This window comes from Pseudomonas sp. AC016 (genome assembly GCF_979253365.1).
Genome location: NZ_CEEDCC010000001.1, coordinates 2,743,915 through 2,765,584 on the forward strand (window position 1 = coordinate 2,743,915; position 21,670 = coordinate 2,765,584).

A 21,670-nucleotide genomic window follows, 5' to 3' on the forward strand; every position below is an offset into this window, starting at 1 on the left:
ATAGCGGTTATTTCCGATTGTGACGTTTGAGCATGACGTCCAGAAAGGCTTTACCTGACAGTTCTCATAGCTAGGCTGCGAACCGGACTTCGAGCAGGCTCAAACCTGAACGATTCACTTAGAGAAGGTAGGCACCATGAGCTTGATCGCACCGGCCCTGCTTTGCCGTTATCACTATGACCCGCTGGATCGGCTGGTACTCAGCGCACAGACGGGACATGAGAGCGTGCAGCGTTTCTTTCAAAAGAACCGCCTGATGACACACCTTCAGGGGCACGCACAGCGCACGCTGTTGCACGCTGGTGATCAGTTGCTGGCGCTTGAGTATGGGCAGAATCAAACGCCAACCTATGTATTGCTTGCGACCGATCAGCAGGCATCGGTCATCGCGACACCAGAGGAGAAGGCTTCCTTTACACCGTATGGTCAACGACACCCTCAAGCCAACCTTAGGGATCTACCCGCCTTCACGGGTCAGCACTCAGACCCCGTAACCGGGCATTACCTGTTGGGCAATGGTTATCGGGCATTCAACACGGTGCTCATGAGGTTCAATAGCTCGGACAGTTTGAGCCCGTTTGGCGAGGGCGGACTCAATGCGTATGCGTACTGTGAAGGTGACCCGATCAATTTGGTTGATCCAGAGGGGCACCTGTCATTTCCGGCGGCGGTGTCAGTACTGAGGGCTGTCCAACGGTTCAAGAAACGACCTTACGCTGCTTGGCAAGCCCTTAAACAGAAGTACATCACAGCGCCCATTTCCAGCGCGTCGAAAACGCTTCCCAGCTTGCAAACATTGAGCTTTAGCGCGGTGAGTGGTGAAATGCTGAATGCGATGAAAAACACAAACCCTTATAAAAACGTAATAAAAAAATTAAATGCCGACGTCGGCCGGGCAAACCTGGAGCGCTTCATCGTCAAAGGTGGCAATGCCAAAGAGTCAGTGGCGCAAAAGGTTGAAGACGCTCTGTCAGGTAAAGGGAAAGGGTTTCTTCCAGAAATGGCCCGCCCTTATAAGCAGGCGTCTTCTCATCCAACAAACCATCGCGTGTTCAATGATATTGACCAACGCATGCTGGAGATTCGAGGTCTTGATCACCTTACTCAGCCCCGCAGACGCGCAGCCGGTCGACAGTACGGGCCGAGAGACTCTGATACATCAGACTGATGCGCAGATTGGAAAAGTATCCCTATGACTTCACGCGATCCGGTAACGCTGTGCCGTTATCACTATGACGCTCTGGATCAGGTGGCAAATAGCATGGGCGGCCTAAGCCGCCCGGCTATTGGTATCACGCCGCACTGAACAACTTGTGCGGATCAATCACAAACTTCTTCGGCACACCTGCATCGAACTCGCCATAGCCACGCGGCGCGTCATCGAGACTGATGACTTCGACGCCCACCACGTCAGCGATCTTGATGCGGTCCCACATGATGGCTTGCATGAGTTGACGGTTGTACTTCATGACAGGCGTCTGGCCCGTGTGGAAGCTGTGGGATTTGGCCCAGCCCAGGCCGAAGCGGATGCTCAGGCTGCCCATTTTCGCGGCCGCGTCCACGGCGCCTGGATCCTCGGTGACGTATAGACCTGGAATACCGATCTTGCCTGCGACGCGCACCACGCCCATCAAGGAGTTGAGCACGGTGGCCGGTGCTTCGGACTGCGCACCGGCATGGCCGTGACCGCGCGCTTCGAAGCCCACCGCATCGATGGCGCAATCCACTTCAGGCTCGCCGAGCAGCGCGGCAATCTGTTCGTGCAGCGGAGTGTCCTGAGACAAGTCGGCGATTTCAAAGCCCTGAGCCTTGGCATGCACCAGACGGGTCGGGTTGACGTCACCCACGATCACCACCGCAGCGCCCAGCAGACGCGCTGAAGCCGCCGCTGCCAGACCGACCGGCCCGGCACCCGCTACGTACACAGTACTGCCGGGGCCGACGCCTGCAGTCACTGCGCCGTGGTAGCCGGTGGGCAGAATGTCGGACAGGCAGGTCAAATCGCGGATCTTTTCCATCGCAGCATCGCGATCCGGCAGTTTGAGCAGGTTGAAGTCAGCGTAAGGCACCAGTACGTATTCCGCCTGACCGCCGACCCAGTCGCCCATGTCGACATAACCGTAGGCACCGCCCGCGCGAGCAGGGTTCACAGTCAGGCAGACACCTGTGTGCTGTTCCTTGCAGCTACGGCAGCGGCCGCATGCCACGTTGAATGGCACGGACACCAGATCACCGACCTTGAGGTGTTCCACATCACGACCGGCTTCGAGCACTTCACCGGTGATTTCGTGACCGAGGACCAGCCCGGTCTGGGCAGTGGTACGGCCACGAACCATGTGTTGGTCCGAGCCGCAGATGTTGGTGGACACCACACGCAGGATCACACCGTGTTCGATGCGCTTGCCGCGTGGGTCTTCCATTTTGGGGAAAGGAATGCTTTGCACTTCGACCTTACCAGCGCCGAGATACACTACACCGCGATTACCAGACATGCTTTCACCTCGCTTTTATTGTGTTGTAGCGGAGAAATGCGCTGCTTTGATTGGGTGTTGCGGCAACGCACCGATTGCTCTGGGTTGCTTGTATCGTACCTGCCGAGAAACCATGACTGCGGGAGGGGGCTTGCCCGCGATGCGTGTTCGAAGGCGACCCAGTAAATAACCGGTCTGACGCTATCGCCGGCAAGCCGCCTCCCACAATCGTTGGTGTTGTGAAGTCCTACAGAACCACTGTCCTGTTGGCGTTGAGAAACACTCGGCGTTCAATGTGATACCCCACCGCACGAGCCAGTGTCAGCCCTTCAATGTCCCGGCCCTTGGCAATAAGGTCTTCGGGATAGTGACTGTGATCGACCACTTCCACGCCCTGCGCGATGATGGGGCCTTCGTCCAGGTCGTTGTTGATGTAATGCGCCGTTGCACCCACCAGTTTCACGCCCTTGTTGTAGGCCTGATGGTAAGGCTTGGCGCCTTTGAAACCGGGCAGCAGCGAGTGGTGAATATTGATCGCCTTGCCATCGAGCTTGCGGCACAGGTCCGGTGACAGCACCTGCATGTAGCGGGCAAGAATCACCAGTTCGGCGCCGGACTCTTCGATAACTTTCCAGACCCTGGCCTCCTGCGCAGGCTTGTCGTTGGGGTCAAGGGGGAAATGGTAGTACGCAATGTCGTGCCACGCTGCCAACGGCTCAAGATCAGGGTGATTGGACACCACTGCGACCACGTCCATGGACAGCTGATTGATGCGCTGGCGGTACAGCAAATCGTTCAGGCAGTGATCGGCCTTGGAGACCATGATCACGACCTTGGGCCGGTAATTGGGCGCTGTCAGTTCGAAGATCATGCCAAAAGCACTGCCCCGCTCGGCCAGACCTGCGCGAAAACCTTCTTCGTCGAAACCGTCGGGCTGGCGAAATTCGACACGAATGAAAAAGCGTCCCGACAGGCGATCATCGAACGAATGGTGCTCGGTCACGTAGCAACCCTGCTCGAACAGAAAGCGGGTCACGGCATCGACCGTACCCAGGACGCTGGGGCAGTCGGCAGTCAAAATCCATGTATCGGGGGCACGACTCATTAAGCGAATACTCCTGAATCCTTATCGCCTGTCAGGTCTTCGCGAAGACGCTATCAGACACCACTCACTTCAAGCCTGAATACTCAAACCATACTCGGCTGACGCATCCTGCAACCACAGCCACCAGTAATCGGCGAAGCTGCGGCGGATCAGCAGTTCCCAGGTTTCTTCACCTGTACGGCGGATTACCAGTTGCGACTTGGCAAACACCGTTCCGACGGCCTTGCCGACCGGGAAGTTGTCGGGGTGAACGTCGTAGCTGGTGGATTTCATCAGGACCTGACGGACCCTGGGGCCGGTCAGTTCAAGAATCGACTGGCCGCCGCTGACGTTGACGATTGCGATGTGCAAGCCCGCCAATGCTTCGCGCAGTTGTTGCTCCGCAGCGAGTTCTTCGCCGCTCGGCACGATCAGCAGCCACTCGTCCGGGCCCATCCACTGCAGCGAGCGTTCACCGCTGGTGACCAGCATCAGTGCGGCGGGCAATTCCATGCCAAGCGCCTTGTGTACGCCAGCGGCAAACGCTGGATCGTGGGCATCACCCCGCAGGGTCAGGTGGCCCAGCAGCTTCTTCTCGCGCAGGAACACGCCCGGACTGGCGCGGCCCTTGCCGACAAGGGTCTCCAGGCTGGCATGAAACAGCGGCGATTCTGCCTTCACGTCAGAGGTCGGGCGTTGTGGGTAAACATTGACTGTGGTCATGGATCACCTGTTTTGAATTCTGTTGTAAGACGCTGCGCTCATGAACGAGCCGGACGCAGAGCGTCTTGAGCGGCGTTCCCACGCTGGAGCGTCGGACCGGACAAAAGTGTCACTCCACATTCTGCTGCTCGCCCTTCGGATCGAAGAACACCGACGAAACGATCTCGGCTTCGATCACGCTGCCATCGGCCAACGGTGCGAACACCCGCTCGCCCATTCGGCTCAGGCCACCCTTGACCACGCCCATTGCAAACGAATAACCCAGCGAGTTGTGCGCATAGCTGGAGGTCACGTGACCGACCATGCTCATCGGAATCGCCTGTTTTGTGTCGAACACCAGTTGCGCGCCTTCCGGCAGCCATTGGTTCGGGTCGACCGGCTTGAGGCCGACCAGTTGCTTGCGCTGCTCACGCACGCAATCTTCGCGGTTCATGCCGCGCCAGCCGATCCACGAGAACGGTTTGGTACGACCGACACACCAGCCCATGTTCAGGTCGTCCGGGGTCATCGAGCCGTCCGTGTCCTGACCGACAATGATGAAGCCCTTCTCGGCTCGCAGCACATGCATGGTTTCGGTACCGTAAGGCGTCAGGTTGTACTGCTTGCCCGCCTCGATGATCTTCTCCAGCACGCCCATCGCGTAGTCGGCCTGAACGTTGACCTCGTAGGACAGCTCGCCGGTGAAGGAAATACGGAATACCCGAGCCGGAACACCTGCGACCAGACCTTCTTTCCAGGTCATGAACGGGAAGGCTTCGCGGCCCAGATCGATGTCGGTGACTTCGCTGAGCAGCTTGCGGCTGTTGGGGCCGGATAACGTCAGGGTCGCCCAGTGGTCGGTCACGGAGGTGAAGTAGACCTTCAGGTCCGGCCATTCGGTCTGTTGATAGATTTCCAGCCATTGCAGAACGCGTGCAGCGCCGCCGGTGGTGGTGGTCATCAGGAAGTGGTTGTCGGCGATGCAGGCCGTTACGCCGTCATCGAAGACCATGCCGTCTTCCTTGCACATCAGGCCATAGCGCGCCTTGCCCACGTCCAGCTTGGTCCAGGCGTTGGTGTAGATGCGGTTCAGGAATTCACGGGCATCGGGCCCCTGAATGTCGATCTTGCCCAGTGTAGAGGCGTCCAGCAGACCCACGCTGGCGCGCACGGCCTTGCACTCGCGGGCGACCGCGGCGTGCATGTCTTCACCGTTTTTCGGGAAGTACCACGGACGTTTCCACTGACCGACGTCTTCGAATTCGGCACCGTTTCGCACATGCCACGCATGCAACGCGGTAAAACGCACCGGCTCGAAGACGTGGCCGCAATGCCGACCGGCAATCGCGCCGAAGGTGACTGGCGTGTAGTTGGGGCGGAACATGGTGGTGCCCATTTCCGGGATCGACACGTTCAGCGAGCGCGCCGCAATGGCCAGACCGTTCACGTTACCGAGCTTGCCCTGATCGGTGCCAAAGCCCAGTGCGGTGTAGCGCTTGACGTGCTCGACCGACTCGAAGCCCTCACGGGTCGCCAGCTCGATGGCCGCAGCGGTGACGTCATTCTGCAGATCGACGAATTGCTTCGGCGCACGGGCTGTGCCCTTTTCGTGTGGTACCTGAAACAGCGCCAGGGTCGGCTCTTCAGCACGGCTCAGGGCCTTGGGCATGACGCCTTCAACCAGTTTGAAACCCGCTTCGCTGGCAGCGCGTACGCCCCCTTCGAAACCGTCGGCCAGGCTGTCCGCCAGGCTGTAGACGCCATTCACGCCACCGACACACACGCGTTTCTGCGGTGCTTCGCCCGGCACGAAACCGAGGATATCTTCACGCCAGACCGGCTTGCCGCCCAGGTGCGATGCCAGGTGAACAATCGGGCTGTAACCACCGGAGCTGGCGACCAGATCGCACTCCAGCCATTCACCGGGGCTGGTCACGCTGTGTGATTTGATGTCGATGGCGGCGACACGTGCAGCCGTCACGCGCTTGGTGCCACGGGCCTCGATCACGGCGCTGCCGGTGAGGATGCGGATACCTTTGGCACGTGCCTCTTCCACCAGCGGACCGCGCGGGTTGTGACGCGCATCGGCAATCGCCACGACTGGCAGGCTGGCGTCGAGCCAGTCCAGCGCAACGCGATAGGCATGATCGTTGTTGGTGGTCAGCACGAGCTTCTTGCCCGGCGCCACGCCGTAACGGCGAACGTAGGTGGAAACGGCGCCGGCCAGCATGTTGCCCGGCACATCGTTGTTGCCGTAGACCAATGGACGCTCGTGAGTACCGGTCGCCAGCACCACACGTTTGGCGCGCACACGGTGCATGCGCTGACGCACCATGCCGATGGGCGCACGGTCGCCGAGGTGATCGGTCAGGCGCTCATGAATCGTCAGGAAGTTGTGATCGTGATAGCCGTTGACCGTTGCGCGAGGCAGCAGGGTCACGTTGCGCAGGCTTTTCAGCTCGGCAATGACAGTGGCCACCCATTCAATGGCCGGTTTGCCATCCAGGCTTTCGCGGCTGTCGAGCAGGCTGCCGCCAAACTCTTCCTGCTCATCGGCCAGAATCACGCGGGCACCACTGCGCGCCGCTGCCAGTGCCGCCGCCAGACCTGCAGGGCCTGCGCCGACAATCAGCACGTCGCAGTGCTGGTTCATCGCATCGTAGCTGTCCGGGTCGTTCTCGGTCGGCGAGCGCCCCAGACCTGCCGCCTTGCGGATGTACTTTTCGTACGTCATCCAGAAGGACTGCGGGTACATGAACGTCTTGTAGTAGAAGCCCGGCGGCATCAGCTTGCCGCCGACCTTGCCGAGAATGCCCATCACATCGTTGTTCACGCTCGGCCAGCCGTTGGTGCTGGTCGCAACCAGTCCCGAATACAGGGCTTGCTGCGTAGCACGCACGTTGGGGATCTGCGTGGCTTCGGTCGCGCCGATCTGCAACACGGCGTTCGGCTCTTCGGAACCCGCTGCGAAGATGCCGCGTGGACGCGAATACTTGAAGCTTCGGCCGATGATATCAACGCCGTTTGCCAGCAGTGCCGACGCCAGGGAGTCGCCTTCAAAGCCTTGGTAGGTCTGACCGTTGAAGGTGAAATTCAGCACCTTGCTACGGTTGATACGGCCGCCGTTGGGCAGTCGATTGCTCTGGCTCATACCTTGTCTCCCTTGTCCGTGAACTGCGGCCTGGCGCCAATCGGATAGGTTTCGAGAATTTCATAGGTCACGGTGTTGCGCGTGGCGTTGAAGTACTGGCGGCAACCGGCAGCGTGAATCCACAGCTCGTGGTGCAGGCCACGCGGGTTATCGCGGAAGAACATGTAATCGCCCCACTGCTCGTCGGTGCAGGCACCCGGATCGAGCGGACGCGGAATATGCGCCTGGCCCGATGCGTGGAATTCCTCTTCGGAGCGCAGTTCGCCACAGTGAGGACAGAAGATATGCAACATGGTGTTTCTCCTGTTAGTGGGCGACCGCGGCTGCGCCGTGTTCGTCGATCAAGGCACCGTTGTGGAAACGGTCGATGGAAAAAGGCTTGGCCAGCGGATGCATTTCGCCTTTGGCCAGGCTTGCGGCAAATACATTGCCCGAGCCGGGAGTGGCCTTGAAGCCGCCCGTGCCCCAACCGCAGTTGAAGAACATGTTCGGGACCGGCGTCTTGGAGATGATCGGGCAGGCATCCGGCGTGGTGTCGACGATGCCGCCCCACTGACGGTTCATGCGTACGCGGGACAGCACCGGGAACATCTCGACGATGGCCTGGATGGTGTGTTCGATCACCGGGTACGAGCCGCGCTGACCGTAGCCGACCCAGCTGTCGATACCGGCACCGATCACCAGATCGCCCTTGTCGGACTGGCTGATGTAGCCGTGCACGGCGTTGGACATGATCACGCTGTCGATGATGGGTTTGATCGGCTCGGACACCAGCGCTTGCAGCGGGTGGGATTCGATCGGCAGACGGAAGCCCGCCAGTTTGGCCATATGACCAGAGTTGCCTGCAGTCACGACGCCGACGCGCTTGGCACCGATGAAACCCTTGTTGGTTTCAACGCCGATGCACACACCGTTTTCCTTGCGGAAACCGATCACTTCGGTCTGCTGAATCAGGTCGACGCCCAACGCATCGGCTGCACGGGCAAAGCCCCAGGCCACAGCATCGTGACGGGCCACGCCACCACGGCGCTGAACGGTTGCGCCGATGATCGGATAGCGGGTGTTTTTCGAGCAGTCCAGGTAGGGGATTTCTTCCGCAACCTGCTTGCTGTTGAGCAGCTCGCCGTCCACGCCATTCAGGCGGTTGGCGCTGACACGACGCTCGGAATCACGCATGTCCTGCAGGGTATGGCACAGGTTGTAGACACCACGCTGAGAGAACATGACGTTGTAGTTCAGATCCTGTGACAGGCCTTCCCACAACTTCATCGCGTGTTCATACAGGTGAGCCGACTCGTCCCACAGGTAGTTGGAGCGCACGATGGTGGTGTTACGAGCCGTGTTGCCACCGCCCAGCCAGCCCTTTTCGACCACGGCCACATTGGTGATGCCGTGCTCTTTGGCCAGATAGTAGGCCGTTGCCAGACCATGCCCGCCGCCGCCGACGATAACCACGTCGTAGACCTTTTTCGGGGTCGGCGTGCGCCACATGCGCTGCCAGTTCTCGTGGTGGCTGAGGGAGTGCTTGAGAAGGCCGAAGCCTGAGTAATGCTGCATATAGGGCTACTCCTGACTCAGCGATAAACCGGAAAATCGGCACACAGTGCGGCGACCTGACCTGCCACATTGGCCTCGACATCGGCATCGCCGAGATTGTCGAGGATGTCGCAGATCCAGCCTGCCAATTCGATGCACTGAGTGACCTTGAAACCGCGCGTGGTGACAGCCGGTGTGCCGATGCGCAGACCTGACGTCACGAACGGCGACTGCGGATCGTTCGGTACCGAGTTCTTGTTGACGGTGATGTGCGCACGACCCAGCGCGGCGTCGGCGTCCTTACCGGTCAGGCCCTGACGGATCAGGCTGACCAGAAACAGGTGGTTATCGGTGCCGCCGGAAACCACATCGAAGCCGCGATCGATGAACACCTGCGCCATGGCCTGGGCGTTGTCGATCACTTGCTGTTGATAGGCCTTGAAACCTGGCTCCATGGCTTCCTTGAAGCACACGGCCTTGGCGGCGATGACGTGCATCAGCGGGCCGCCCTGACCACCGGGGAACACGGCAGAGTTGAATTTCTTTTCCAGCTCTTCGTTGGCCCTGGCCAGAATCAACCCGCCCCGCGGACCGCGCAGGGTCTTGTGGGTCGTGGTGGTGACCACATCAGCGTACGGCAGCGGGTTCGGGTACAGACCTGCGGCGACCAGACCGGCAACGTGGGCCATGTCCACGAACAGATAGGCACCGACCTTGTCGGCGATTTCACGGAAACGCGGAAAATCCAGCGTCTTGGAGTAGGCCGAGAAACCGGCAATGATCATCTTCGGTTTGCTCTCCAGCGCGATACGTTCGACTTCGTCGTAGTCGATCAGGCCGGTGTTGGTGTCGATGCCGTACTGCACGGCGTTGTACAGCTTGCCGGAGAAACTGACTTTGGCACCGTGGGTCAGGTGACCGCCATGGGCCAGGCTCATGCCCAGCACAGTATCGCCCGCCTGCAGCAATGCCAGATACACAGCGGCGTTGGCCTGACTGCCGGAGTGCGGCTGGACGTTGGCGTAACCGGCACCGAACAGCTGTTTGGCGCGTTCGATGGCCAGTTGCTCGACCTTGTCGACGTGCTCGCAACCGCCGTAGTAGCGCTTGCCGGGATAACCTTCAGCATACTTGTTGGTCAGACCGCTGCCCTGGGCCTGCATCACGCGCTTGCTGGTGTAGTTCTCCGAGGCGATCAGCTCGATATGGTCTTCCTGACGCTGCTCCTCGGCATTCATCGCCGCCAACAGTGCGTCGTCATAACCCTGGATCTGGTCTTGCTTGCTGAACATCGCGGTTCTCCCAGCGGCGGCGCGGCGCCTGTCTTATCGGTCGGGCATGTGGATTGCCCCTTGCCAGCGATGGTATGGCCGACGCCAAGCGACCAGATGCCTACGGACGCCACACAAAGGTGCGTTTACGACATTGGCGCTGGATGTACCTGACCGTTCTCATGCTCGGCGCTCATCGTTATACACAAGTCATCTGGCTATCCAGCGAGACAGCGGCACTGCCGTGCTTTTTTTGCGCGATAGTGCGGACACCGCCGATTGCGACGTGGGTGAAGGCTGAGTCCTGGCGCTGATTCGGGGGGCAATCGGCATGGATGCCGATTGAGCTGCACTGGGCCATGGATGGCCCATTTGCAGCGACCCCCGAATCAGTGTCAGGACGAAGGAACCCCGGCGAAGCCGGGGCCGGAACCGGAGCGAAGGAGTTTGCTTACTTTGCTCCGTCAAAGTGAGTCGCCGAGGGGCGAAAAGGTGAATTGAGACGTGCGCTCGGCTCACTGAATCCACAGTCTGTGCCATATGTGACGCGGAGCGTCACGGGATGCATGCCCACGCGGAGCGATGGGCACGATCAGTGTCGAGGCGGACTTGTGTATAACGATGAGTGCTCCGCGTGGGAATGCCTCACTGGACGCTCTACGTCCAGACGGACGCACGGAATGTCGCGTGGGCACGATCAATTCGCCAGGGCAAAAAAAATCCCCCGAGTTCACTCGAGGGATTCCTGTTCAGCCGTGTCGCAATCAGACCGCCTTGCCCGACACAAATCCGTCCGCCCGGAACATCGTACGAATACCGCGCACGGCCTGGCGAATGCGGTCCTGGTTCTCGATCAGCGCGAAACGCACGTGATCGTCGCCGTACTCACCAAACCCGACGCCGGGCGAGACACACACCTTGGCTTCAAGCAGCAGCTTCTTGGCAAACTCCAGCGAACCCAGGTGCGCGTAAGCTTCGGGAATCTTCGCCCACACGTACATCGATGCCTTGGGGTTCTCGACCATCCAGCCCAGTTCATGCAGGCCTTTGACCAGCACGTTGCGACGCTGGCGATACTGCTCGGCGATGTCGAGCACGCATTGCTGATCGCCTTCCAGTGCCGCAATGGCTGCGACCTGCAGCGGCGTGAAGGTGCCGTAGTCGTGGTAGCTCTTGATCCGCGCCAGGGCGTTGACCAGTTCGGGATTGCCGACCATGAAACCGATCCGCCAACCCGCCATGTTGTAGCTCTTGGACAGGGTGAAGAACTCAACCGCAATGTCCTTGGCGCCGGGAACCTGCATGATCGATGGTGCTTTCCAGCCGTCATAGACGATGTCGGCATAGGCCAGATCGTGAACCACCAGCACGTCATATTGCTTGGCCAGCGCCACCACGCGCTCAAAGAAGTCCAGTTCTACGCACTGCGCGGTAGGGTTGGACGGAAAACCCAGGATCATCATCTTCGGCTTGGGAATCGAGCCACGAATGGCCTTCTCAAGCTCGGCGAAGAAATCCACACCCGGCACGAGTGGCACCGAGCGCACCTGAGCGCCTGCAATCACCGCACCGTAGATGTGGATCGGATAACTGGGGTTGGGCACCAGCACGGTATCGCCCTGATCGAGCGTCGCGAGCATCAGATGCGCCAGGCCCTCCTTGGAGCCGATGGTGACAATGGCTTCGCTCTCGGGATCGATGTCGACCTCGTAGCGCTTCTTGTACCAGTTGGAAATCGCCCGACGCAGACGCGGAATGCCACGCGAAGTCGAGTAGCCGTGAGTGTCTTCACGTTGGGCGACGGTAACCAGTTTTTCGACGATGTGCGGCGGCGTAGCCCCGTCGGGGTTGCCCATGCTCAAGTCGATAATGTCCTCACCACGACGACGGGCAGCCATCTTCAGCTCGGCGGTGATGTTGAACACGTAAGGGGGGAGTCGATCGATGCGCGCAAAGCGGCGCGGCGAACCTTGGTCAGCCATGAGAATCTCGCAGACGTAAGCGCCCGGAACCGTCCGAGCGACGTTGGCCACATGAGGCGGCCTGCTGCGGAAGATAAATGCAGTGCTGGCGTTTTGTCTATAGCGATGAGTGGGAGCGATCATCGTCGTATTCCTGCGCCCAGGTTCGGATCAGTATGCAGGCTCAGACCACCCGCAACACTTCACGCAACCCCAGCAACGCCAGAAAATGCAGCGGGTAGATCGCATACGCCCAGCGCCGCATCGGCATGACCCTGAATCGCGGCCTGGTGCGCAGCAGCGCAAGGCCCAATACCGGCGCAATCAAACAGGCAATCAGCGACCCGATGGAAATCGGATCACCCCACGCCGCACCGGCAAACATCTCGGGCCAGGCATTGCCCGCCACGCAGAAAACCGCCGGAAAAACCGCATACCCAAGCGATCTGTTCAGCACCAGAACAAACACCAGCGGCAACAACACGCCGGCCATTCCAAACATCAGGTATTTCTGAAACATCACCCCAAGCAGCAACGCGACAAGCGCCATCACCCGCGTCACGGGCGTCTGCTGCTGCCAGCCCTGCGCAATCAGCAGGCCGAGCAGCAGGGTCGGCATGACGTTAAGCACCGTGGCATCAGCCATGAACAGACGATAGGGAATCTCCGACAGCGCGGCGAAGGCCAGCAACCACAAGAGATACCGCCATTGCACACGCGCAGCGACCACCGCTGCGCTGCGTCGTGAAAGATTGACGGCAATGGCCAGACAGAAAAACGGAAAGGCAAAACGCCCCGGCACGTACAGCTCGTTGATCGACCAGCCCACGTAGCGCAGATGATCGAGCACCATGCTCAGCATCGCCAGCCACTTGAGCAGGTCCAGCGCCTTGTTGCGTCCCGGCAGAAAAGGCGGGTTGGAAAGATCCATATCACTCCTGACAGGTAAAGAGTCGAGCAGGCAATACATGACCGCGACACCGGTTTTTCGATACAGTGCGCAGGATAAGCCCATAAGGAATCGGCCATGACAGACCAAAGCCAACAGTTCGCCAGTGACAACTATTCCGGTATCTGCCCCGAAGCATGGGCAGCGATGGAACAGGCGAACAAGGGTCATCAACGAGCCTACGGTGACGATCAATGGACTGCGCGGGCGTCGGATGATTTCCGCCGTCTGTTCGAAACCGACTGCGAAGTGTTTTTCGCGTTCAACGGAACAGCGGCCAACTCGCTGGCGCTGTCATCGCTGTGCCAGAGTTACCACAGTGTCATCTGCTCGGAAACGGCTCACGTCGAAACCGATGAATGCGGCGCGCCGGAGTTCTTTTCCAACGGCTCCAAGCTGCTGACTGCCCGCAGCGCAGGCGGCAAGCTGACCCCTGAATCGATCCGTGAAGTGGCGCTCAAGCGTCAGGACATTCATTACCCCAAACCTCGGGTGGTGACCCTCACTCAGGCCACTGAAGTGGGCGGCGTCTATCAACCCGAAGAACTCAAGGCGATCAGCGCGACCTGCAAGGAACTGGGTCTGCATTTGCATATGGACGGCGCGCGCTTCTCCAACGCCTGCGCCTTTCTGGACTGCTCGCCAGCTGAACTGACCTGGAAGTCGGGCGTTGACGTGCTGTGTTTCGGCGGCACCAAAAACGGCATGGCGGTGGGCGAGGCGATTCTGTTCTTCAACCATGACCTGGCCGAAGATTTCGATTACCGCTGCAAGCAGGCCGGGCAACTGGCGTCGAAGATGCGCTTTCTGTCAGCGCCGTGGGTCGGCTTGCTGGAAAACGACGCGTGGCTCAAACACGCCCGTCACGCCAACCGCTGCGCACAGCTGCTGGCGGATCTGGTCAAGGATATTCCCGGCGTGGACCTGATGTTCCCGGTAGAGGCCAACGGCGTGTTCCTGCAGCTGTCCGAAGCGGCCATCGCAGCACTGACGGCCAAAGGCTGGCGCTTCTACACCTTCATCGGCAACGGCGGCGCACGCTTCATGTGCTCGTGGGACACCGAGGAAGCACGCGTTCGTGAACTGGCTGCCGACATTCGGCTGGTGATGCAGGGCTGACCTGCATCCCGCGCAGACCTCAATATTCGATTCGCACGTCCCCTTTCGGCACGCTGCAGCAGGACAGGATGTAGCCTTCTGCAACGTCGTCGTCGGTGATGCCGCCGTTGTGCTCCATCTCCACTTCGCCGCTGATTTTCATCACCTTGCAGGTCCCGCAGATCCCCATGCCACAGGCTTTGGGGATCATAAGACCCAGCTTGGCGGCGGCGGCGTGGACGGTCTCACCTGGCCCAACCCGAATGCTCTTGCCAGTGTCGGTGAACTCGACCTGATGCAGATCGGCAATATCGACGTCTGGCGCATCGGCAGCGATCTCGGCCTGCTCGACCGCGTCGGCGCGGGCTTCCGGCGGCGTAGCACCAAAGGATTCCTCATGGTATTGCGCCATGTTGAAGCCGTTTTCCTGCAACAGACGTTTGACCGCTGACATGTAGGGCGTAGGCCCGCAGCAGAACACCTCGCGGTCCATGAAGTCCGGGGCCATCAGCTCGAGCATTTTCTGATTCAGGTAGCCGCGATAGCCGGCCCATGGTTCGCCGAGTCCGTGTTTTTCACAGACCAGGTGCAGGCTGAAGTTGTCGATCCGCGACGCCATGTGCTCCAGCTCGCGGTGGTAGATGATGTCCTTGGGCGAACGGGCGCTGTGCACGAACACCATGTCGACGTTGGCGTTGGTGTCGTAGAACCAGCGCGCCATGGACATCACCGGCGTGATGCCGACGCCGCCACTGAGGTACAGAATCCTGGGGTTGGGAAAGTCGATGGCGTTGAACAGACCGACCGGCCCGTGCACCGCCAGCTCCTGACCTTCATGCAACGTATCGTGCAGGTAATTGGAGACCTTGCCGCCCGGCACGCGCTTGACGGTGATCGAGAAGCTGTAAGGCACCGATGGCGAGCTGGAGATGGTGTAGGAGCGCATGATCGGCACGCCGTCGATTTCCAGCTCCAGGGTCACGAACTGCCCGGGCTTGAAAAAGAACAGGATCGGCTGGTCGGCCATGAAGCAGAACGTGCGTACATCCCAGGTTTCCTGGATGACTTTGACGACTCGTACCAGGTGGCGCCCGTTGGCCCATGTCTGGGTCGTGACCGGGCTGAGGAAACTTTGGGACATACACGATCTCCACGGCCGACTGTCGGCCTCTTATGGTGCGGATTCTGCTTAACAGAAGGCGCTGTCACTTATCCATCAACGACATTCACGTACTTACGGCGACCAGCCCGCAAAGACAAGGTGTTTCGCGTCGGGAACGGATTCGGCCATGTCGCGCATGGATAAGGTTCGTCGAACGCCCACCTCCACACTCGCCACCAAGGGCAATCAAGCAAGGACGACTGATCCGTCGCCCTGCGTGCAGCGCTACAACAACCGTATCAGCCACATTCGCAGGCCGCCTTCAGACGCGGTCATGAGGGATTTTAACGATGGACGTCACCGCAACCCTGAGCCTGGGCGACCTGCTGGAACCTGCACGCAAGGCCACTGCCGATATGCTGCAGAATCGTGAACGCACGTATTCGTTGCCGCAGCCTTTCTACAGTGATGAACGGCTGTTTGAAATCGATATGCAGGAGATTTTCCAGAAGGAATGGCTGATTGCGGGGATGACCTGTGAAATCCCGGCCAAGGGCAACTACCTGACGCTGCAGATCGGCAAGAATCCGATTCTGGTCGTGCGCGGCCCGGATGGAGCGGTCAATGCGTTCCATAACGTCTGCCGTCACCGGGGCTCGCGTCTGTGCACCGCCGAGAAAGGCAAGGTGGCCAAGCTGGTCTGCCACTATCACCAATGGACCTACGAGCTGGATGGCCGCCTGTTATACGCAGGCAGCGAGATGGGTGCCGACTTCGACATGACGCAGTTCGGCCTGAAGCCGGTGAACGTGAAAACCGCAGGCGGTTACATTTTCATCAGCCTGGCGGAAAACCCGCCGGCCATCGACGAGTTCCTGTCGACCCTGCGTCACTACATGGAACCCTACGACATGGAGAACACCAAGGTGGCGGTGCAGACCACCTTGATGGAGAAGGCCAACTGGAAGCTGGTGCTCGAAAACAACCGCGAGTGCTACCACTGCAACGCCTCGCACCCGGAACTGCTCAAGACCCTGCTGGAATGGGACGACGTGACCGACCCGCGTGCCGACCAGGCCTTCAAGGACCATGTAGCCGCCTCCGCCGCTGCCTGGGATGCAGAGAAGATCCCTTACGCCCACGCCAGCTTTGGCCTGCGTAACCGCATCGTGCGCATGCCACTGCTCAAGGGCACCGTGTCGATGACCATGGACGGCAAAGTCGGCTGCAAGAAACTGATGGGCCGCATCCAGAACCCGGATCTGGGCTCGATGCGCATCCTGCATTTGCCGCACTCCTGGAACCACTGCATGGGCGATCACATCATCGTGTTCACCGTGTGGCCGATCAGCGCACAGGAAACCATGGTCACCACCAAGTGGATCGTCCACAAGGACGCCGTCGAAGGCGTGGATTACGACGTGGAACGCATGCGTCAGGTGTGGGACGCCACCAACGACCAGGACCGTCGTCTGGCCGAAGAAAACCAGCGCGGTATCAACTCGACGGCCTATCAGCCAGGTCCTTACTCGAAAACCTACGAGTTCGGCGTGGTCAACTTCGTCGACTGGTACAGCTCGCGCATGCTGGAGAATCTTGGCGCCGAGCCTGCGCCTTATTTAAAGGGTGTTGCGGTCAATCACGAATAATCCCGTTGCCATTCCCAGGAACATTGGTCGGCGGACCTCGCCGGTCAATGTTCCCTCTCCCTTTATTGTGTTAAAGACGCAGCGCAGTCATACCTACTCACAACTTATCCACAAAACGGCGCACAGGGCCCGTGTGAACAACGTTCCAGCCCCTCAGAAAAATCATTAAAAACCGTGACTTATTTAAAAGACGCTATAAATCCGTTGCCTGTACGTTTTTTGATCAAAACGCCACAGACCTCATATCGTCTGGCTTTCAAGGGGTCACGAACACGTTATCCACAGAAGCGCCAACAGAGTTTGGGTACAACTCTGGCTCATTAAGCAGCCGGTTGTGGAAAACCATCCTGGACGTCCATTTCAGGCACTTATGATGCTCTTGGAAACCGACAGGAGTGCGATTGATCGTTTTTTGTACGAAACCTCAGACAGCCCGTTTTTAAAGGCTTACAGCCGATCACGAACAACTTGTCCACAGAGACGCCAACAGAGATTGTGGGCAGTTATCTGAACAGATACTGACGTGTGATCTTTTTATCCACATCGAAAAGCCAGTAAAAACCGCCACTTAGCTTGATCAATATTTAATCAGACCGCTGCAGGCCACGGCTGGCAAGGAGTTCAGCAAGCCGCGAACACCTTATCCACAGGCGAACTCACAGGGAATGTGTGTAAGTCAGCCGCACACGTCATCGAACCACACCCTCTTCTATCAACAGCTTGAGAATGGCTGCAGCGCCTTCTTCAGGGCTCACGCCTTTCAGCACTTGCCCACCGCCGCCACTGGCCTTGGCGGTCGCCGCTTTCATGCGATCAGCGCCGCTTTTGGCCTTGATGACTTTCAAGCGTTTGGGACGTGGCTTGGCGGGTTGCAGCGGCTGGCCTGTGAGTAACTCGTCGTTGATCACTTCGACGTCTTCCACACCGAGCACACCGCGTTGCGCGGGGCCGTAAGCGCTTTGACGCGGTTTGGGCGCAGCGTTATCCACAGTGGCGAGGAACGGGAGGCGCACCTTGAGACGACGACGCTGGCCACGAGGCAGCGCCTGCAGCACCAGCGCAGTGCCGTTATCCAGCGACTCGACCTCGGCAAGGCCAGTAACCAGCGGCCAGCCCAGTCTTTCAGCCAGCAGGAACGGCAACATGCCTGAGCCTTCGCCGGTTTCTGCCTGACTGCCGGTCAACACCACCTGTGCGGAAGAGTCACGAATATAGTCCGTGAGCACGCCAAGTGCATCGGCGCCTTGCGGCTGCTCCAGCACGTGCAGCTCGCTCAGCCCCATGCCCAGATAAGCGCGCAAGGCGGGCTCCTGTGCATCGCCCGCGTGGAGCACGTGCAAGTTATCCCCAACCAGCTGCATCCCCAACTCGACGGCTCGTGCGTCCTGCTCAGCGCGGCGCGCACGGCCTGAAGTCGGGTGAGCGCCGATGGACACCAAACTGATGATCTGCACGCCTGACTTATCCACTGCCACGTTGTTTTGATCAGGCCGCATCTCGTTTCTCCCCGTTGCGCCAGGCTTCGACTGCAGCGATCAGCGCGTCGAGAATGGCCGCGCTTTCGCCGATGACGGACAGATCGGCCCGCTTGACCATGTCACAGCCTGCATCAAGGTTGATGGCAACGACCTTGTCGCAAGCACCAATACCCTGCAAATGCTGGATGGCACCCGAGATGCCTACTGCCACGTAGACACGCGCCGTGACCCAGGTGCCGCTGGCGCCGACCTGCCGCTCGCGGCCCATGAATCCATCGTCTACAGCCACACGTGAAGCACCTTCGGTAGCGCCCAGGGCCATCGCAGTGCGGTGGAACAAGGCCCAGTCTTTCACCCCATTACCGCCGGACAGAATGAATTCGGCCTCTGCCATGGGGATAACTGCAGGATCGACTGTCACCGCTCCCAGGTCCTCGATACGGGACAAGCTGCGGGCCACCGTTGTGGATAACTCAACGGGTGATGCCTCATGTCGGGTTTCGCTTACGGGTTCTGCACATTCAGCCGCCGCCAGAATCAGCCTCGCGACAGGCCGAATCAGATCTTCGCGCCCTGCCCCGGCCCTGCCAATGCAGTGCTCATCCTTGACCTGCCAGACACGAGTCGCCGGGCGCTCGCCAATACTGGCCGCAAACCGACGACCGAGTTCGCCGCCACCGGTGCGGCTGTCGGGCAGCAACCAGTGGCGAGGGTTGAACTGGTTATCCACAGCACGCAGCCCCTGCACGCGCTGCTCAGGTGAATAACCGCTGAATTGTGTGCCATCCATAACCAGCAGGCGGTCCACGCCCGCTGTCTCGAATGAAGTTTCCTTGTGCTCGCCGAACACCACGGCCAGCACGGCACCGTCCGTGCCCGCCAACTGACGGGCCAGACCCAGCAGGTCGCGGTCATGGCTGCTCAGGCGGCCGCCGACCATGTCGGGAACCACGCAAATGTAGAACGCTGGATCAACAACCTGATGCAACGGCAACTGCACTTCAGTGGCGGCCGAGCGCTTGACTGCACCACCCTGCTGCGCACCGCTGCGGTCGATCCGCTTGATACCGTTTGGGCCGATGAAGCCCAGCCCATGCACAGTCTTGCGCATCAGGCCGTTAGGCCCCATCCAGCTGGTTTGTGCAGGTTGCATCGCCGCGTGCAGCGGATGCAGCCGGTTGCGGGCGATCCACTCGGCGCGGGGGTCGCGGCGGATAATGTCGCTCATCAGTGCACCTCCGCAGGTTCACGTTTTGCCGGAACAGGCTTGCTGGGGATAACGTCGTCTTCCAGCAGCGCATCGGCCACCAGTTCGGCGATGTCCTTGATCAATGGTCGAGGCTCGACCACGCCTTCGAGCATCGCGGTACATTGTGGACAACCGACCGCCACCAGTTCGGCGCCTGTCTCCCGAATGTCGTCCATGCGCATATCCGGGATACGCTGCCTGCCGGGAATGTCAGTGATCGGCGCACCGCCACCGCCTCCGCAACAACGTGAGCGGAAGCCGGAACGCTGCATTTCCCTGATCTCGATACCCAGCGCACGCAGTACGTCGCGGGGCGCTTCGTATTCGCCGTTGTAGCGGCCCAGATAACAGGGATCGTGATACGTCACGCTGGTGCCTTTGTGCTGACCCACTCTTACGGATCCGCTCTGAATCAGCTCGGCCATATACGTGCTGTGATGCTGTACCTGATAGTCGCCGCCAAACGCGCCGTATTCGTTTTTGAGCACGTGGAAGCTGTGCGGGTCGCAGGTCACGATGCGCTTGAAGCTGTACCTGGCCAGCGTCTGAATGTTGCGTCGGGCCAGCATCTGGAAGGTGGCCTCATCGCCCAGACGACGCGCCACATCACCACTGTCGCGCTCTTCCAGCCCCAGCACGGCGAAGTCGACTCTGGCTGCTTTCAGAACTTTGACGAAGGCTCGCAACGTCCGCTGGTTGCGCATGTCGAACGCGCCATCGCCGACCCAGAACAGGACGTCCACGGTCTTTTTCTCGCTGAGCAGATTCAGGTTCAGATCCGCCGCCCAGTTCATGCGACCACCCGGTGCGAAACCGCCCGGATTGTCGGTGGCGATCAGGTTCTCCAGCACTTCGGCGCCCTTGTTCGGCGTCGCGCCTTTTTCCAGGGTCAGGTGACGGCGCATGTCGACGATGGCATCGACGTGCTCGATCATCATCGGGCATTCCTCGACGCAGGCGCGGCAGGTGGTGCACGACCAGAGTGTCTCGGCATCCACCAAACCGTTGACGATGGGCTGATGCGGATGTCCGCCGTGCTCGCCAATCGGCTTGCCTTTACCATCGAGCGACGGATACGGGCTGCCTGCAAAATGTGCATCGGTGCCGCCCGCCAGACCCACGACCATGTCCTGAATCAATTTCTTTGGGTTGAGCGGCTGGCCTGCGGCAAATGCCGGGCACGCGGCTTCGCATTTACCACACTGCACGCAGGCGTCGAAGCCCAACAGCTGGTTCCAGGTGAAATCCTCGGGTTTTTCAACACCGAGTGGCGCGGTCGGATCATTCAGGTCCAGAGGTTTGAGACCCGTGGAGCGACCGCCGCCGAAGCGCTCGGCGCGACGGTGCCAGGCCAGGTGCAGCGCACCGGCGAAAGCGTGTTTCATCGGGCCGCCCCAGGTCATGCCGAAGAACAGTTCGCTCACGCCCCACAGCACGCCCAGTCCCAGAATCGCGACCAGCACCCAGCCGCCGAAATGCTCGGGAAGAATGCCTGCCACCGGCAGCGTGACGATGAAAAAGCTCGCGGCAAACGCCATGAGACTTTTTGGCAGACGCATCCACGGACCTTTGGACAGACGCGCGGGCGGATTCAGACGTCGGCGGTAAACGAAGATGGCCCCGACGAACATCACGGCGGTCATCAGCAGTAACGCGTAGCCGAGCAGGCGGTTATGCAAGCCGAAACCGTGCACCAGAATCGCCAGGATAATCGACGCGACAGCACCGCCCGCCGTGGCAACGTGGGTATTGGCAATGTATTTGTCGCGGGCGACCACGTGGTGCAGATCGACCATGTAGCGCCTGGGCATGGCCAGCAGCCCGCCCAGCCAGTCGACCTTCGCGGCCCGGCCGTTGCGCCACATTTTGACCCGCCGCAATGCGCCGAGCGCCGCAAGGGCCAGCGCGGTGAACAGCAGGATGGGAAGAAGGGTGTTCAACATGTTGGCTCGGCTCCGGACCGTGTGGG

The 21,670-nt window shown here is 59.9% G+C and carries 16 protein-coding genes; 3 read left to right on the forward strand and 13 right to left on the reverse strand.

The genetic code is table 11. The features are described from left to right. The first annotated feature begins 136 nt into the window (after positions 1-136). Positions 137-1,168: an RHS repeat-associated core domain-containing protein gene (locus AC0IXS_RS12405; RefSeq protein ID WP_057409316.1), complete on the forward strand. Its 1,032-nt coding sequence runs from the start codon at positions 137-139 to the stop codon at positions 1,166-1,168. A gap of 124 nt (positions 1,169-1,292) precedes the next feature. On the opposite strand, the gene fdhA is transcribed toward AC0IXS_RS12405, so the two are convergent. The 9 genes from fdhA to AC0IXS_RS12450 all read right to left on the reverse strand — a co-directional run bounded on the left by fdhA (position 1,293) and on the right by AC0IXS_RS12450 (position 13,107). Then, a complete protein-coding gene (gene fdhA, locus AC0IXS_RS12410) occupies positions 1,293-2,492 on the reverse strand; it encodes a formaldehyde dehydrogenase, glutathione-independent (RefSeq protein ID WP_004880185.1) in 1,200 nt (399 codons plus the stop codon). 226 nt (positions 2,493-2,718) lie between these two features. Further along, entirely contained in the window at positions 2,719-3,576 is an 858-nt protein-coding gene (purU, locus tag AC0IXS_RS12415) for a formyltetrahydrofolate deformylase (RefSeq protein WP_057409317.1), read from the reverse strand. Between the two features lie 69 nt (positions 3,577-3,645). Continuing rightward, positions 3,646-4,278, reverse strand: a complete 633-nt coding sequence (locus AC0IXS_RS12420; protein ID WP_025993284.1) for a sarcosine oxidase subunit gamma — start codon at positions 4,276-4,278, stop codon at positions 3,646-3,648. 109 nt (positions 4,279-4,387) lie between these two features. After that, on the reverse strand, positions 4,388-7,408 hold the full coding sequence (locus tag AC0IXS_RS12425) for a sarcosine oxidase subunit alpha (RefSeq protein WP_057409319.1): 3,021 nt from the start codon (positions 7,406-7,408) through the stop codon (positions 4,388-4,390). Further along, complete coding sequence (locus AC0IXS_RS12430) at positions 7,405-7,701, reverse strand: sarcosine oxidase subunit delta (protein ID WP_004880192.1); 297 nt, start codon at positions 7,699-7,701, stop codon at positions 7,405-7,407. Before AC0IXS_RS12430 ends, AC0IXS_RS12425 begins: the two co-directional genes overlap by 4 nt. 13 nt (positions 7,702-7,714) lie before the next feature. Further along, on the reverse strand, positions 7,715-8,965 hold the full coding sequence (locus tag AC0IXS_RS12435; RefSeq protein WP_005763688.1) for a sarcosine oxidase subunit beta family protein: 1,251 nt from the start codon (positions 8,963-8,965) through the stop codon (positions 7,715-7,717). A gap of 17 nt (positions 8,966-8,982) precedes the next feature. Continuing rightward, positions 8,983-10,236, reverse strand: a complete 1,254-nt coding sequence (gene glyA, locus AC0IXS_RS12440) for a serine hydroxymethyltransferase (protein ID WP_029244125.1) — start codon at positions 10,234-10,236, stop codon at positions 8,983-8,985. Positions 10,237-10,979: 743 nt separating this feature from the next. Further along, positions 10,980-12,197: an alanine transaminase gene (alaC, locus tag AC0IXS_RS12445; RefSeq protein ID WP_004880202.1), complete on the reverse strand. Its 1,218-nt coding sequence runs from the start codon at positions 12,195-12,197 to the stop codon at positions 10,980-10,982. A 163-nt stretch (positions 12,198-12,360) separates the two neighbouring features. Continuing rightward, positions 12,361-13,107, reverse strand: coding sequence for a TraX family protein (locus AC0IXS_RS12450; RefSeq protein WP_471824747.1), 747 nt, complete (start codon positions 13,105-13,107; stop codon positions 12,361-12,363). Between the two features lie 96 nt (positions 13,108-13,203). Here AC0IXS_RS12450 and AC0IXS_RS12455 point away from each other — a divergent pair, with 96 nt between their 5' ends. After that, positions 13,204-14,244 carry a threonine aldolase family protein gene (locus AC0IXS_RS12455; protein ID WP_057407991.1) on the forward strand — a complete coding sequence of 347 codons (1,041 nt, stop codon included), beginning with the start codon at positions 13,204-13,206 and terminating at the stop codon, positions 14,242-14,244. A gap of 19 nt (positions 14,245-14,263) precedes the next feature. Here AC0IXS_RS12455 and gbcB read toward each other — a convergent pair whose 3' ends face one another. After that, entirely contained in the window at positions 14,264-15,364 is a 1,101-nt protein-coding gene (gene gbcB / locus AC0IXS_RS12460) for a glycine-betaine demethylase subunit GbcB (RefSeq protein ID WP_025993280.1), read from the reverse strand. Between the two features lie 311 nt (positions 15,365-15,675). On the opposite strand from gbcB, the gene gbcA reads away from it, so the two are divergent. After that, the gene (gene gbcA / locus AC0IXS_RS12465) at positions 15,676-16,974 is read left to right on the forward strand and encodes a glycine-betaine demethylase subunit GbcA (RefSeq protein WP_025993279.1); all 1,299 of its coding nucleotides are present in this window, start codon (positions 15,676-15,678) and stop codon (positions 16,972-16,974) included. A 689-nt stretch (positions 16,975-17,663) separates the two neighbouring features. Here the strand turns inward: gbcA and etfB are convergent. From etfB to dgcB, 3 genes are read right to left on the reverse strand one after another with little or no spacing between them, the layout of a single operon-like run. Then, entirely contained in the window at positions 17,664-18,470 is an 807-nt protein-coding gene (gene etfB, locus AC0IXS_RS12470) for an electron transfer flavoprotein subunit beta (protein ID WP_471824750.1), read from the reverse strand. Continuing rightward, positions 18,460-19,680, reverse strand: coding sequence for an electron transfer flavoprotein subunit alpha (gene etfA / locus AC0IXS_RS12475; protein ID WP_349350850.1), 1,221 nt, complete (start codon positions 19,678-19,680; stop codon positions 18,460-18,462). The genes etfB and etfA overlap by 11 nt, the downstream gene beginning before the upstream one ends. Beyond that, positions 19,680-21,644, reverse strand: a complete 1,965-nt coding sequence (gene dgcB, locus AC0IXS_RS12480; protein WP_057408682.1) for a dimethylglycine demethylation protein DgcB — start codon at positions 21,642-21,644, stop codon at positions 19,680-19,682. Before dgcB ends, etfA begins: the two co-directional genes overlap by 1 nt. Positions 21,645-21,670 lie beyond the last annotated feature (26 nt).